This window comes from Xenorhabdus khoisanae (genome assembly GCF_001037465.1).
GTDB lineage: Bacteria > Pseudomonadota > Gammaproteobacteria > Enterobacterales > Enterobacteriaceae > Xenorhabdus > Xenorhabdus khoisanae.
Genome location: NZ_LFCV01000158.1, coordinates 1 through 15,390 on the forward strand (window position 1 = coordinate 1; position 15,390 = coordinate 15,390).

At 47.1% G+C, this 15,390-nt stretch carries 2 protein-coding genes; both read right to left on the reverse strand.

Annotated elements, in window-relative coordinates; translation table 11 throughout:
- Positions 1-2,414 (reverse strand): non-ribosomal peptide synthetase (locus AB204_RS18450; protein WP_047964849.1); only part of this gene is annotated, 2,414 nt, incomplete at its 3' end.
- A 3-nt stretch (positions 2,415-2,417) separates the two neighbouring features.
- Positions 2,418-14,771, reverse strand: coding sequence for a non-ribosomal peptide synthetase (locus AB204_RS20955; RefSeq protein ID WP_053067946.1), 12,354 nt, complete (start codon positions 14,769-14,771; stop codon positions 2,418-2,420).
- Positions 14,772-15,390 lie beyond the last annotated feature (619 nt).

Genomic DNA, 15,390 nt, shown 5'->3' on the forward strand with positions numbered 1-15,390 from the left:
GCACCGTTTAATAATTTCAGTATCACGGGCGGTAAGATGGCTATTTCAATGCCTTCCCGTTGGATGAGTTTTTCAACCGCAGGGGCATTTCGTTCTGTTTCACTGCAAATGTAAGTGGTAAGACCGTTAACTAAGTTAGATAACAGTTCGAAAACCGTGCCATCAAAGACATAAGCGGCAAACATTAATGCTTTTTTTCGCTTTGTGATATCAAGAATTTTGATTTGTGCCGCCGCTAAATGAGCAACATTTTTATGCTCAATCATGACGCCTTTTGGCTGACCGGTCGTGCCGGAGGTGTAGATGATATAAGCCAAATCGGTCGGTTTATTGATCGGCGCCGGATTTTCCACGGACTGGCCTGCGGTGATGGTCTGGTCATCTGTGGCTAGCAGTGCCGGCTGTTCAGCAAATGGTCGGGTATAGGCAGCCAGTGCAGCCAAATGATGTTGCTGAGTCAATACGCACGAGGTCCGGGTATCTTGCAGAATAAAATTGACGCGTTCTGCGGGATATTCCGGCGAAATGGGCACATAAGCGCCCCCCGCTTTCAGCACCGCCAGAATACTGATCACCATTTCCAGACTGCGGTCGAGATAGAGCGCGATCAATGTGCCAGCTTGCAGCGGTGCATTACGTTGCTGATAATGTTCGCGGAGGGTGTTTGCTAACTGGTTCGTCCGTTCGTTGAGCTGACGGTAGGTCAGCATTTCTCCCTCAAACACCAGCGCCACATCGTTTGGCGTGATTTCCACCTGTGCTTCAAACAATTGTTGCAGGATTTTGTCCTGCGGATAGGGGGCATCAGTCTGGTTCCAGGTGTGCAGCAGGGTATGGCGCTCTTCCTCACTGAGGAACATTATGGAGGTATGCGGCTGGTGCGGGTCACAGGCCACGGCGTGCAGAATACGCTCAAGCTGACGAAGCAAACGCAGCGCGTGTTTATCTGCCAGCCAGTCTTCACCATAACCTAATTTTATGACTAAACTGTCATCTTGCTCATAGCCCATTAATGACAACGGATAATCTGTTTTTTCGATGCCTTGGCGGAACGTTAGTGTATTTTCGATACCTTCTTGATTTTCATGGGCTGCGGGAGAAGGATAATTCTCAAAGACCAGCAGGCTGTGGAATAAACTTTCTCCGTCAGGTTGCAGGCTGACAAGCGATACAGCACTGTGACTGTTGAGTGCCGCGATGTCCTTCTGTATGTCTTCTAAGACGCTGATAATACTGTTTGCCTTGTTCCACTGAACCATCAACGGCAGGGTATTGATATACAGACCAACACTCGACTCAATCCCTTCCACCGGCACATCACGCCCGGATACAGTCGTACCGACAATAGTTTGGTCATCGCCGGTATAAAGATGTAATAATTTATGCCAGGCAAATTGCAGTACCACATTGAGCGTAACGCCTTGTGTCCGGCACGTGTCTTTTAGCTGCTCATAAATGCTTCCCTGTATAGTGAGTATCTGTTCAGCAGGCTTTTCAACGGCTTTTATCTGCGTTAAGTCAGTCTGATGACTTAACAGCGCTGAAAGATCATTAGCTCCCTGAAATTGTGCTTTATATTCAGCCCAATAGGCTTCTGATTCGGCTTTATGATCCAGATGGTATTGTTGGGTTGCCAGATAAGCCTGTTCCACTACAACTTGTGGTATTTGTCCCTTTATCAGTTGGTTGTAATATTCATGTACAGCCTGTAATAAAATCGGGTAGCTCCAGCCATCAATAATGCAGTGATGCAGAGTGATTAACACGGTTATTAGCCGCTCACCCTGTTTGATAAAAGTGAAACGGATTAATCCGGGCTGATTTAAATCAAAAGGCAGATTGCGGTCATTTTGTTGGATCGCTTTAATCGCTTTGTTGCGGTCTTCTTCTGGTGATTGAGTGATATCCAGAGTAGTAAAATTCGTTGGGCCAATACTGGAACCCGCTGTGATTATCTGTAAAATCTCGCCTTCCCAATCAAATGCGGTTCTGAGGATAGGGAAGCGCAGTGAAGCCAGTGACCAGGCTTGCTGATAGACAGCAAGATCCATATGGGTGTGGTAATCCAACAGGAGTTGTACACGGTAGGCATCATCCTGGGGTTGGGCCAGATAATGATAAATAAACCCCTGTTGCAGGCTGGTGGCGGGAAATATCATTTCAATGTTATTCCCAGAGGATGTGGCGGGCCCATCAGAACCAGCATGATTTTCACTAAAGGTGAAATGTTTAAAATCCTCTTCGGAGAAGATGTTTCTTTCATTTAATAAATCTAATATGTTTTCCCTTTTCTCTTTAACTCTATCGATAAGTTGAACAGGGGGAGTCTCCCCTGTAAATGCCAGTTTCAACTTATTCTCACAAGCCCATACTGCGACATGATTTTTCTTGAGTTCGTTTAATAGCATCAACATTTTTTACACGTCCAAAATGGTTTTCTTTTGTGGGTGGAGGTGCGAATTTTCATTATTCACATGACCAAAACGATGAGTGAGCTGGTTTAGCTGCTCCATCGAAACGCCCTTGATTCCGTAATCACTGGAGGTTTTTATTCCTCCTGCCTGAGCCTGCTTCTGACCCGTCGCGGTGATGTTATTGAGCGCTTGTTCAAATGCCTTGATAAACACTTCTGTCTGGGGCTGTGGCAAGCGGGAATCCACACTAAATTGCAGTTTTCCTGCCTGAACTGCGCCATTGATGCCTAACAGTAAATGGCTGTCGTTTTCGCTGGCTATCATATCCCCACAACCATCGCTGGTTATGAACCAGTCTTGATGGCTGGCTCCTCCTAATTGTCCGAGGTAGTTGAAACTGATGGCCGGCAAATCGCCTGTCAGATATCCCGCCTGATGTAATGCACCGTAACCAATGCCTTTGTTTGGTATGCCACGAAGCATCTCTTTGGTGTGAATAATGGTTTCTGCAATCTCAGTCTGCATTTCCAGACGAACGGGGTACATGGTTGTAAACCAACCCACGGTTTCAGAAAGATCCAATGTGTTATCAATGGATTCCCGCCCATGACCTTCCAGAAGAATGTAGTTTACGTCTCGTGAGAAAGTTTCCTGCAAGGCCAGTGTCAGTGCGCTCAACAGTAAGTCATTAATTTCAGTGTGATAACCGGTGTTGGCTTCGTGTAGCAGGATGTTCGTCATCTCAGCAGAAATGCTTAACCCGTGCTGGGTGATGCTGTCCAGCACGGGTTTGAGGTTGTTTCCTGCTACCGTTTGCTGTGCCATCATCCGCTGCCAGTAGGGCACTTCATCTTGGTGTTGCTCTGCATAATGATGGACAGCGGTCACCCATTGCCGGTAACTGCTGGTCTTCGCTGGCAAAGCCATGCCCTGCAATAACAGACGTATATCTTCAGCAATAATTCGCCACGACACTGCGTCAATAATCAGGTGGTGGAATGCGAAGAATAACCGGGCACTACCATCAGCGTATCCGGTCAGGTGACCAGCCTGCCATAATGGCCCGTTATAGTAATCAAACCCACTTTGCCATTGGGTCAATTGTTGATGTAATTCAGCTTCTGAGAACTTACTGACATCACAGTGCAGTAATGCCGGCAGACAGAGCGCTGTTTCCGCAGAGTAACACTGGCGGTAGCCATTTTCAGTATGGGCAAAATGGGTACGTAACATATCATGCCGCTCAGTCAGGCTTATTAAAGCTTGCTCAATATCCGCCTGTTTGATGTTTCCGGGAAGCTGGAGCATAAATGCCTGATTCCAATGGTGCGGATTCGATAAGCTCCAGTCGAAGAAAGTTTGCTGGATAGGCAATAAATCAAATTCGCCGCTTAATAATCCCTGTTCTGCAATGACTTTTGCTGTAGATGATGACAATGCCAGCAGTTGGGCTAACCGGGCCACCGTGGGTGCCTCAAAAATCGATTTAACCTGAAGGAAAAAGCCAGCCTGACGCAGTTTGGAAACCAGCTGGATACTGACAATCGAATCACCACCAATGCGGAAAAAGTTATCTTCAATGCCAATGTGTTCCAGCCCCAATACCGCCTGCCAAATGGCACATAGCTGGGTTTCCAGTTCATTGCGGGGAGCAACATAGTTGTCCCTGTTTCCCCAGATTGGCTCTGGCAGGGCGTGGCGATCCACTTTACCGTTCCGGGTCAGGGGAATGGATTCAATGCGGGTAAAGCTGGCAGGTAGCATATATTCCGGCAGGCGGGAGGAGAGATATCTGATCAGGGTGTCATCAGACAGTACACTCTCTGTGACCAGATATGCGACCAGTACTTTATTCCCGTTATGCTCATGGATAATCACCACCGCTTGTTTGACTTGTGGGTGGGAAGCAAGGGCATTTTCGATTTCCCCCAGCTCAATGCGGAAACCGCGCAGCTTGACCTGAAAATCATTGCGGCCAAGGTATTCGATATTTCCGTCCGGCAGCCAACGACCGAGATCACCGGTCTTGTACATGCGGGCATCCGGTTCCGGGAAGAAGGGGTCAGGCAGGAAACGCTCTTCCGTCAGTTCAGGGCGGTTCAGATAGCCACGGGCGACACCCGTTCCGCCGATATGAATTTCACCGATTGCACCTACCGGAACAAGCTGCCCATGAGGATCAAGCAAATAAATCCGGGTATTACCGATGGGGCGGCCAATCGGGATTGACTGGCCCACATCGACAAGGGAAGTAATGGCATAAGTGGTGGCAAAGGTTGTCGTTTCTGTCGGGCCATAACCGTTAATCAGATGTACAGGCGAGGTTTCTGCCAGTTGCACTTGCCTTATCTTCTGTGGATTGAGTACATCCCCCCCGACAAGCAGGTAGCGCAGTTGCCCGAACACCGGGAGAAGCGTATCAAGGTACTCGTTAAACAAACCAACGGTTAACCATAACGCGGTGACTTCTCCCTCGATTAAGGTGTGACGGAAGCGTACCGGATCGAGTAACACGGACGATGGAACAATATACAGGCATCCGCCGTTGAGCAGGGCAGACCAAATCTCCCATGTGGCGGCATCGAATGAGGTATTGGCACAATGGGCAATGCAGTCATCGGAACCTATGTCGGCAAAGCCACTATTGATAATCAGGCGCAGCACATTGCGGTGCTCGACCATCACTCCCTTGGGCAGTCCGGTAGAACCAGAGGTGTAGATCACATAGGCCAGATGGCGTGATGTCAGCTCCAGAGCTTGGGTGTCCGGATTCTTATCTAATAGATTTTTATTATCTAATAGATTTTTATTATCTAATATAGCTTCAGGGAATGGAGCCTGATTATCGAGTAACACGGTGTTATCGATCAACGTCATGGGGATGGCGCTGGTCAGTTTCTCGGCCTGCGCTGTCTGAGTCAGTAAAACCACTGGTTTGGCATCTTCCAGCATATAGGCCAGTCTTTCAGCCGGATAAGTCGGATCGAGTGGCACATAAGCTCCGCCCGCCTTGAGGATAGCGAGTAACCCCACCACCATGTCTGAGCTGCGTTCAAGGCAAATGGCGACCAAATCATCCGGACGTACCCCCAACGCAATGAGATGATGCGCCAGACGGTTAGCACGTCGGTTGAGTTCGCCATAGCTCATTCTTTGATCTTCAAATATGACGGCGGTGGCATCGGGGTTTTGGGCTGCCTGTGCTTCAAACAACTGTTGCAGGGTTTTGTCCTGCGGATAGGGAACATCGGTCTGGTTCCAGGTGTGCAGTAGGGTATGACGGTCTTGTGCAGGCAGGATATCAAGCTCAGACAGAGATTGTTTCTGGTTTGCCACCAATGCAGCCAGTACCCGTTGGTAGATACCCACCAACCGCACGATGGTTTCCTCGTCAAACAGGCTGACCGCGTAATTCAGACAACCCGTAATATCGGCTTGTCTGTCGGACAAAAACAGGCTCAGGTCAAACTTGGCGGGACTATCTAGAGAGTCGTCCAGTGCAACCGGATTAAACGGCAGAGGGGTTTCGTTTGGCAGGCTCTCACCAAAACTTTGCAAGCTGAACATCACCTGAAAAATCGGGTGGCGAGAGGTGTCACGTTCAATTCCCAGTGTTTCAACCAGATGTTCAAACGGCATATCCTGAAAGTTCTTGGCTTCGGTCACCAACTTATGAGTCTGTTTAATCAGGCTTTCCACACTGGCAGTTTGTTGAAGCTGTGTTCTTAAGGCCAGTGAGTTGACGAACATACCAATCAGGGACTGAGTTTGAGCATGGTGTCGGTTATCGGTAGGAGTACCCAGTACGATATCATCTTGACCGGATAATTTTGCCAGCGTGACATAAAGGCCACTGAGCAGCACAGTATATAAGGTGGTTTCCTGAGCTTTAGCCAATGTTCTCAGTTGCTCAGACAGCGTTGTATCCAGCGTAAAATTGAAATCCCGCCCCTGATAATTCACCTGAGCGGGTCTGGGGCGGTCTGTTGGCAAAGCCAGTGGTTCGTAGCCGGCCAAGGACTGCTGCCAGTAGGCAAGCTGGCGTTCACGCACTTCACCCTGTAAATATTCCCGTTGCCATGCGGCGTAGTCGCCATAGGTGATATCCAGGGGCGCCAGTTGGCTGTCACGGCCTTCTGACAAGGAATGGTAAATCTCTGCCAGTTCATCCATAAAAATATCAATGGACCAGCCATCAATGGCGATGTGGTGCCACAACATTAACAGGTAGTGTTTATCGATTACTTGCTTATCGTTCAATTGGTTATTGATCAAATGATAATGACATAAACGCAGGCTCGGTTCGGTAGCCAGATCAAATGGCGTGGCTATTTCAGCGTGAACCATGCTCAGAAGCGTGCCGATATCTCCACAGGATTGTGACTTGATAATTAAATTATCGCCCAACATTTGTTGGTAAATCTGTCCTTTATCATTATTGGGATAGACCATCTTCATCACGGAATGGCGTTCAACCAGCCGGTTAATGGCGGTTTCTAACAAGGGCAGACAGGCGTCGTTATCCAGCTCAACCAGATAAGGGATGTGGTAGGCGTTAGTGCCTTGTTCAAACTGCTCGATAAATAGCATCCGCTCCTGAGCAAACGATAAAGGGTAATGTTCTAATGCAAGGTGAGGGATGATCGTATGGGCCTGCTGCCCTGTGTGAGTGACCAAGCCAGCGATGGTTTTCAGCTCAAACAATTGTGCCAGTAATACTTCCATTGCCAAGGTTCGGCGAATAGCTGCCGTGAGCTTAATCGCCGTGAGGGAGTTACCGCCGATACGGAAGAAGTTATCTTCAATACCCACGCGTTCTAAGCCCAACACTTCCTGCCAGATGGTACATAGCTGGGTTTCCAGTGCATTGCGGGGAGCGACATAATTGTCCCGATTTTCCCATGTCGGTTCTGGCAGGGCACGGCGATCCAGCTTGCCGTTCAGGGTCAGCGGTACAGACGCAATGCGGGTAAAACTGGCGGGCAGCATATAATCTGGTAAACGGTCGAAAAGGTAATTCATCAGGGTTTCATCGGACAGTACGTCATCTGCCACCAGATAGGCGGCCAGCACTTTATTCCCTTTGTGCTCGCGGTCAATCACCACGGCCTGTTTCACCTGCGGATGGGAAGCGAGGGCGTTTTCGATTTCTCCCAACTCAATGCGGTAACCGCGGATTTTGACCTGAAAGTCATTGCGCCCCAGATATTCCAGATTGCCGTCCGGCAGCCAGCGCACCAAATCGCCGGTTTTGTAGATGCGGGTATAGCCTCTGGCTTTGTCTTCTGCGCTGGCAAAGGGATTTTCCACAAAACGCTCTGCGGTCAGTTCAGGCCGGTTGAAATACCCCCGTGCCAGTCCTGCCCCACCGATATACAGTTCTCCGGGCGCCCCGATTGGAGACAGGTTACCGTGTTTATCAAGCACATACAGACGGGTGTTATTAATCGCCCGGCCAATATTCGTTGCGATATCCCCGCTTTGGTATTCCTTCACGGTTGCACAGACAGTCGTTTCTGTTGGGCCATAACCGTTTAACATACAAGTGTTTTTACTGAAATGCTCAAGGTAATCTAATGTGGGCGATTCTCCCCCGGTAATTAATGTTTGTAAGGAGGGTAAGTCCGCACCGTTTAATAATTTCAGTATCACGGGCGGTAAGATGGCTATTTCAATGCCTTCCCGTTGGATGAGTTTTTCAACCGCAGGGGCATTTCGTTCTGTTTCACTGCAAATGTAAGTGGTAAGACCGTTAAATAAGTTAGAAAACAGTTCGAAAACCGAGCCATCAAAGACATAAGCGGCAAACATTAATGCTTTTTTTCGCTTTGTGATATCAAGAATTTTGATTTGTGCCGCCGCTAAATGAGCAACATTTTTATGCTCAATCATGACGCCTTTTGGCTGACCGGTCGTGCCGGAGGTGTAGATGATATAAGCCAAATCGGTCGGTTTATTGATCGGCGCCGGATTTTCCACGGACTGGCCTGCGGTAATGGTCTGGTCATCTGTGGCTAGCAGTGCCGGCTGTTCAGCAAATGGTCGGGTATAGGCAGCCAGTGCAGCCAAATGATGTTGCTGAGTCAATACGCACGAGGTCCGGGTATCTTGCAGAATAAAATTGACGCGTTCTGCGGGATATTCCGGTGAAATGGGCACATAAGCGCCCCCCGCTTTCAGCACCGCCAGAATACTGATCACCATTTCCAGACTGCGGTCGAGATAGAGCGCGATCAATGTGCCGGCTTGCAGCGGTGCATGGCGTTGCTGATAATGTTCGCGGAGGGTGTTTGCTAACTGGTTCGTCCGTTCGTTGAGCTGACGGTAGGTCAGCGTTTCTCCCTCAAACACCAGCGCCACATCGTTTGGCGTGATTTCCACCTGCGCTTCAAACAATTGTTGCAGGATTTTGTCCTGCGGATAGGGGGCATCAGTCTGGTTCCAGGTGTGCAGCAGGGTATGGCGCTCTTCCTCACTGAGGAACATTATGGAGGTATGCGGCTGGTGCGGGTCACAGGCCACGGCGTGCAGAATGCACTCAAGCTGACGAAGCAAACGCAGCGCGTGTTTATCTGCCAGCCAGTCTTCACCATAACCTAATTTTATGACTAAACTGTCATCTTGCTCATAGCCCATTAATGACAACGGATAATCCACTTTTTCGATGGCCTGGCGGAACTTCTGGGTATTCTCAATCCCTTTCTCGTTTTCGCTCACTACAGGAACCGGATAGTTTTCAAAGACGAACAGGCTATGGAATAACCGTTCTCCATCTGGCTGCAAACTGGCGAGTGATACGGCACTGTGGCTGTTGAGTGCGGCGATATCTTTCTGTATGTCTTGTAAAACCGCAGTGATACTGTCCGCCTGAGTCCACTGCACCATCAACGGCAACGTATTAATATACAGACCAACACTGGACTCAATGCCATCCACCGGTACATCGCGACCGGAAACGGTGGTGCCCACGATGGTCTGTTCATCCCCGGTGTAACTGTACAGTAGTTTATGCCAGGCAAATTGCAGTACTACATTGAGCGTAACGCCCTGCATCCGGCACATACCCTTCAGTTGCTCATAAGCATCTCCCTGCACAGTGAGCATCTGTTCGGCTGGTTTTTCGACGGTTTTAATCTGTGTCAAATCAACGTGATGACTTAACAGGGCTGACAAATCATTAGTTTCCCGGAAATGCGTTTTACGCTCCGCCCAATACGCTTCAGATTCAGCCTGATGCTCCAGATAGTATTGCTGGGTTGCCAGATAAGCCTGTTCCACGACGATCCGGGGCTTTTGTCCTTGTACCAGAGCGTTGTAATACTCATGTACCGCTTGTAATAAAACAGGGCCACTCCAGCCGTCGATAATCAAGTGGTGTTGCGTGATCAGGATTGTCACCAACTGTTCATGTTGTTTGATGAATGTAAGGCGGGTTAAACCGGGCTGGCTTAAATCAAAAGGCAGGGTACGGTCATGCTGTTGGATCGCTTCAATCGCTCGATCCTTCTCTTCTTCGGGTAATTGACTGATATCCTTGACGGTAAAGTTAGCCGAACCAAGACTTGGACCCTTAGTCACAATCTGCAAAATTTCCCCTTCCCAATCAAATGCGGTTCTGAGGATAGGGAAGCGCAGTGAAGCCAGCGTCCAGGCTTGTTGATAGGCGGCAAGATCGATATTGGTGTGATAATCCAACAATAGTTGCACACGATAGGCATCATCCTGTGGTTGAGACAGATGATGATAAATAAATCCTTGTTGCAAACTGGTGGCAGGGTACAGGGTTTCGACCTGATAGTTTTGCTGCAAACGTTTTAGGCGTTCAATTGAAACGGCTTTAAATTCATAATCACTGGGTGTTTTCATTCCGCCCGATTGAGCCTGTTTCTGACCGGCAGTGATGACATGATTGAGGGCTTGCTCAAAAGCCGTGATAAACATTTGCGTCTGGTCAGTTGGTAAACGGGACAGTACGCTGAATTGCAGTCTCCCCGCCTGAACAGCACCATTGATATCCAGCAGTAAATGACTGCCGTTCTCGCTGGCGATCATTGAGCCACAGCTATCGTCGGTCAGCGCCCAATCCTGATGATTGGCTTGTCCGGCCTCACCACCAAATTGGCCGAGGAATTGACCGGGGAATTGACCGAGATAGTTAAAGCTGATGGCGGGTAAATCACCGGTCAGGTCTCCCGCCTGATGTAAGGCACCGTAGCCAATGCCCCTATTGGGAATAGCACGAAGCATCTCTTTGGTGTGAATAATGGTTTCTGCAATATCATCCTGCATGGTCAGGCAAACAGGATACACAGTTGTAAACCAGCCAACAGTTTCGGAGATATCCAGCGTATTGTCGATGGTTTCCCGTCCATGCCCTTCAAGAATGATGGAGTTCACCGGTTGGGAGAAGGTTGTCCGCAATGCCAATGTGAGGGCGCTGAGCAATAGGTCATTGATTTCGGTGTGATAACCTGAGTTGGCTTCACGCAGCAGGATGCCAGTCAGTTCGGATGATATACTCAACCGTTGCGAGTTGATTTCTCCCATCACCGGATAGCTTTCTTTCCCTGTCATGACTCCCTGCCAGTAAGGCACTTCGTCTTGATGCTGTACGGCATAACGCTGGACAGTAGTAACCCATTGCCGGTAACTGCTGGTTTTCGGTGGCAGCGTTATGCCTTGTAGTAGCAGGCGCATATCTTCAGCGATAATTCGCCACGATACGGCATCAATAATCAGGTGGTGAAAGGCGAAGAATAACCGGGCACTGCCGTCGGCATAGCCGGTCAGGTGGGCGGCTTGCCATAAAGGCCCCTCACAATAATCAAAACCACTCTGCCATTGGGTCAGTTGCTGGTGTCGCTCGGCTTCATCCAACGCACTCACATCACAATGCAGTAATTCAGGTAACCAAGACGGCATTCCTGCGGGGTAACACTGACGATAACCCTGTGCTGTGTCGATAAAATGGGCACGTAACATATCATGTCGCTCGGCCAGCGCTATCAGGGCCTGTGCAATATGTTCGTGTTTGATATTCCCGGGAAGCCGGAACATAAATGCCTGATTCCAATGGTGCGGATATGGCAGATTTTGATTGAAGAAATCTTGTTGGATAGGTAATAAACCAAATTCTCCGCTTAATAATCCCTGTTCAGTAACCACAGTGACTGCGGAGGTTGTTTGTGTCAGGAATTGCGCCAGACGTAATACCGTTGGTGCTTCAAAAATCGATTTGACCTGAAGAGAGAAACCTACCTGCCGCAGTTTGGAAACCAACCGGATACTGACAATAGAATCGCCACCGATACGGAAGAAGTTGTCTTCAATGCCAATCCGTTCTAATCCCAAAACATCTTGCCAGAGTGCGCACAATTGGGTTTCCAACTCAGTACGCGGTGCGATATAACGATCCCGGTTTTCCCATACCGGCGCTGGCAAAGCATGACGGTCGAGTTTGCCATTGGTAGTCAGGGGGATGGCGTCAATGCGGGTAAAGCTGGCGGGGATCATATATTCCGGCAGAAGGGCGGAGAGATATTCCAGCAGAGTGTCATTGGTCAGCGTTTCGTCGGTCACCAGATAAGCGGCCAGTGCTTTATGGCCCGCATGCTCCTGGTCAATCACCACGGCCTGTTTCACCTGTGGGTGGGAGGATAAAGCTGTTTCAATTTCACCCAACTCAATGCGGTAACCGCGGATTTTGACCTGAAAATCATTGCGCCCCAGATATTCGAGGTTGCCATCCGGCAGCCAGCGTACCAAATCGCCGGTTTTGTACAGGCGGGTATAACCGTTAGCCTTATCTTCAGCGCTGGCAAACGGGTTTTCGACAAAACGCTCGGCAGTCAGTTCCGGACGGTTCCGATATCCCCGTGCCAGTCCGGCACCACCGATATACAATTCTCCGGGCGCACCAATAGGAGACAGTTTGCCATTATGATTAAGGACATACAGATGGGTGTTATGATGTGCCCTGCCAATGGGGACATGGCCACTAAATTCATCAGTGACATCAAAGTGAGTGATATCATTTGTCGTTTCAGTCGGGCCATAGAGGTTGATTAAAATACTCGAACCCTTATTTATGGCTCTGAATGCGCTGACATGGGACATCGTCAACGCCTCTCCGCCACATAGCACATAACGGATAGTGTCAGGCAATTGCTGGCCTAAATCCCGTATTGTCTGGCAAAAAGCACCTAACATGGATGGAACAAACTGCACAACCGTCACGCCGGTTTTCTGTATCAGCTGATGCAGGACTTCGGGTTGTTTATGAACGTCCGGTGAGGGCATCACAATACTGGCACCAAACCAGTTAGCTGCAATCAGCTCCCAGACTGAGGCATCAAAGGTATAAGGGATTTGTTGCAGGACTTTATCCGATGTGCTTAAGGGATATTGAGCCTGCATCCAACACAGGTGATTGATGACGTTCTGATGGGTCAGCTCAACGCCTTTCGGCTGCCCGGTCGTCCCGGAGGTGTAGATAATGTATGCCAGATCCGTACTCTTGTTCACCGGCACTAAATTTTCCGCTGGTTGGTCTTTGGTGATGGTACCGTCATCTGCGGCTATCAGTGCGGGTTGAATGGGTAAGGTATGTGCACATTTTTCCAGTGTCGTCAGGTATCGTTGCTGGGTTATCACACACGGGCTTCCGGTATCTTCCAGAATAAACTGAACTCGCTCCGGTGGATATTCGGGGGAAATCGGCACATAGGCACCGCCGGCTTTCAGCACTGCCAGAATACTGATCACCATCTCCAGACTGCGATCGAGGTAGAGAGCTATTGGTGTATCTGCCAGCATTGGCGCATTATGTTGCTGCTGGTAACATTCGCGTATCACAACAGCGAGTTGATTTGACTGTTCGTTGAGCTGGCGGTAAGTCAGGGTTTCCTCTTCGAATATCAACGCCACATTATCGGGTGTTGCTGCTGCCTGAATCTCAAACTGCTGTTGCAAAATCATATCTTGCGGGTAGGGGACGTTGGTCTGGTTCCAGCAGTGCAATAGGGTATAGCGCTCTTGTTCTAATAAAACAGGTAATTCACTGACTAATAAAGAAGGTGAGTCGAGCAAAGCAGCCAATAAGTTTTGCAGTCGTTCAAATATTTTTTTTATATCCTGAGGACTAAAATATTCCTGTAAATAATCTATCGTTATGGTTAATTCCTGAATATGCCCAAAATCTTTTAATCGAAAAGCGATAGGATCAATATTAGAAAACCCGTCTATAACATGATGTCGTGCCTGGCTGGTTTCAGATGTTGACCCTGAAAGCTTTTCATAGAGTATAAATATATTGGGTAAAGCAATTCCATGATGATTAGCCATTCTGACCAAATGAGAACGAGGGAATTGACCGTGGTGATAACTCTCTTTTAGCGCTGATTCTGTTAGTTTAATCTGCTCAATCACACTGACTGTATCAGAAACATGGCAATGTACGGGATATATATTTGCCAGCATTCCCACGGTATTTTTCTCTGATTTTGACTTTCTTCCATGAGTGATGGTATTAAATATTAATTCCTGTTGCCCTGTCAGTTCTGACATCATAATGATGACCAGACTGGAGAAGACAGCGAGAAGGTTCGTTTTATTTTCTTCACAAAAAGCGCGCAAATCAGCTTTAATTGACAGTGGCAATACCAACTCATCGCTACCAGAACCCTTATTTTGATAATAAGGCGTTAATTGATGGATGTCATTTTTTGCCAAAAAATCATACCAGTAGCTTTTATCTTCTTCGTAATGGGAAGAATTCAGGTATTCTTTCGCTTTCTCTATTACATCTAAATATTGTGGAATTTCTGATAACCAGGCTGTTGATGTTCCATTTTTCAGGCATGAATACAACTTAAAAACATATTCATGAAGTCGCAATAAACCGGTTCCATCAATTATAATATGGTGGAATTTATTGAAAAAACAAAATCTTTTGCTAGTAATGCGAATTAATGAAGTCTGATACAAGATCTCATTTGGGAAGTTTATGGGCTGGCTTACCTGTTGTTGCATCCAATGCCTGGCTTTTTCTTCAGGATCAGGCTGCGTTGAAAAATCATGGAATATGATTGACTCTGGATTACTCTGATTTTCAAGATATTGCGTTGCTTCATTATCCGAATTAATCGAGAAACGTAATCTTAGTGTATCAATATGTTGGTGCAGTAATTGCCAGGCTTGTTGCAAGATGACGATATCAATCTCACCTTCCATCAAGGTATACCAGCCTATATTGTGTAATGGAGTGTTTTCATGAAGGGTTTGCTCGTAAAACACATCTTCTTGAGCGGGATGAAGGTTATATAAGTTCGGATTTAGCGAACCTTCAGTTGTTTTCATAATAAATTATACGAACGCATTCCGCTTGCAAGTTATTTGTGATTTATGATACGGATGGGTAAATTTCAGTGATTATCTAACCTTAATTTATTTATGTTTTAGCATTAATATAATTTAATAAACTATATTTTGTTGCTGATAGTTTAAATATTAATTTGTTATTTTGTTCAATAAGCGTTAGCGTTATTCACCATGGTATCATTACAGCCAATCTCGCAATCTTTCAGCATTCTTCCTTATGCAAAATAGTTAATATTTATTTTCAGTCAATAGTTAGCAAATGGTTAAAACTTTATTTCTGATTCTTTTAAGTATACATCCTTATTACCCCATCCTGTTTCGCTAAAATTATTTTTATTTTCAATGGCAATCATGGTCTTTCACTCATTTTTATTACATGAACATAATTCTTTGCGCTGTAATAGTGATTGTCATTTGGATTGAAGTCTATATTATTTTTTATTTAATATGGTTAATTTTTTTTAATGTCTTATAAATCTCAATGAGGTATAATTCATGTTGTTTATTGTTTTAAATTGATATTTGAATTTGCATCATTTTGTTTTTATTGAAATAAATAACTTTCTATCCTTTCTATCCTTTTTTTATATTGAAATAA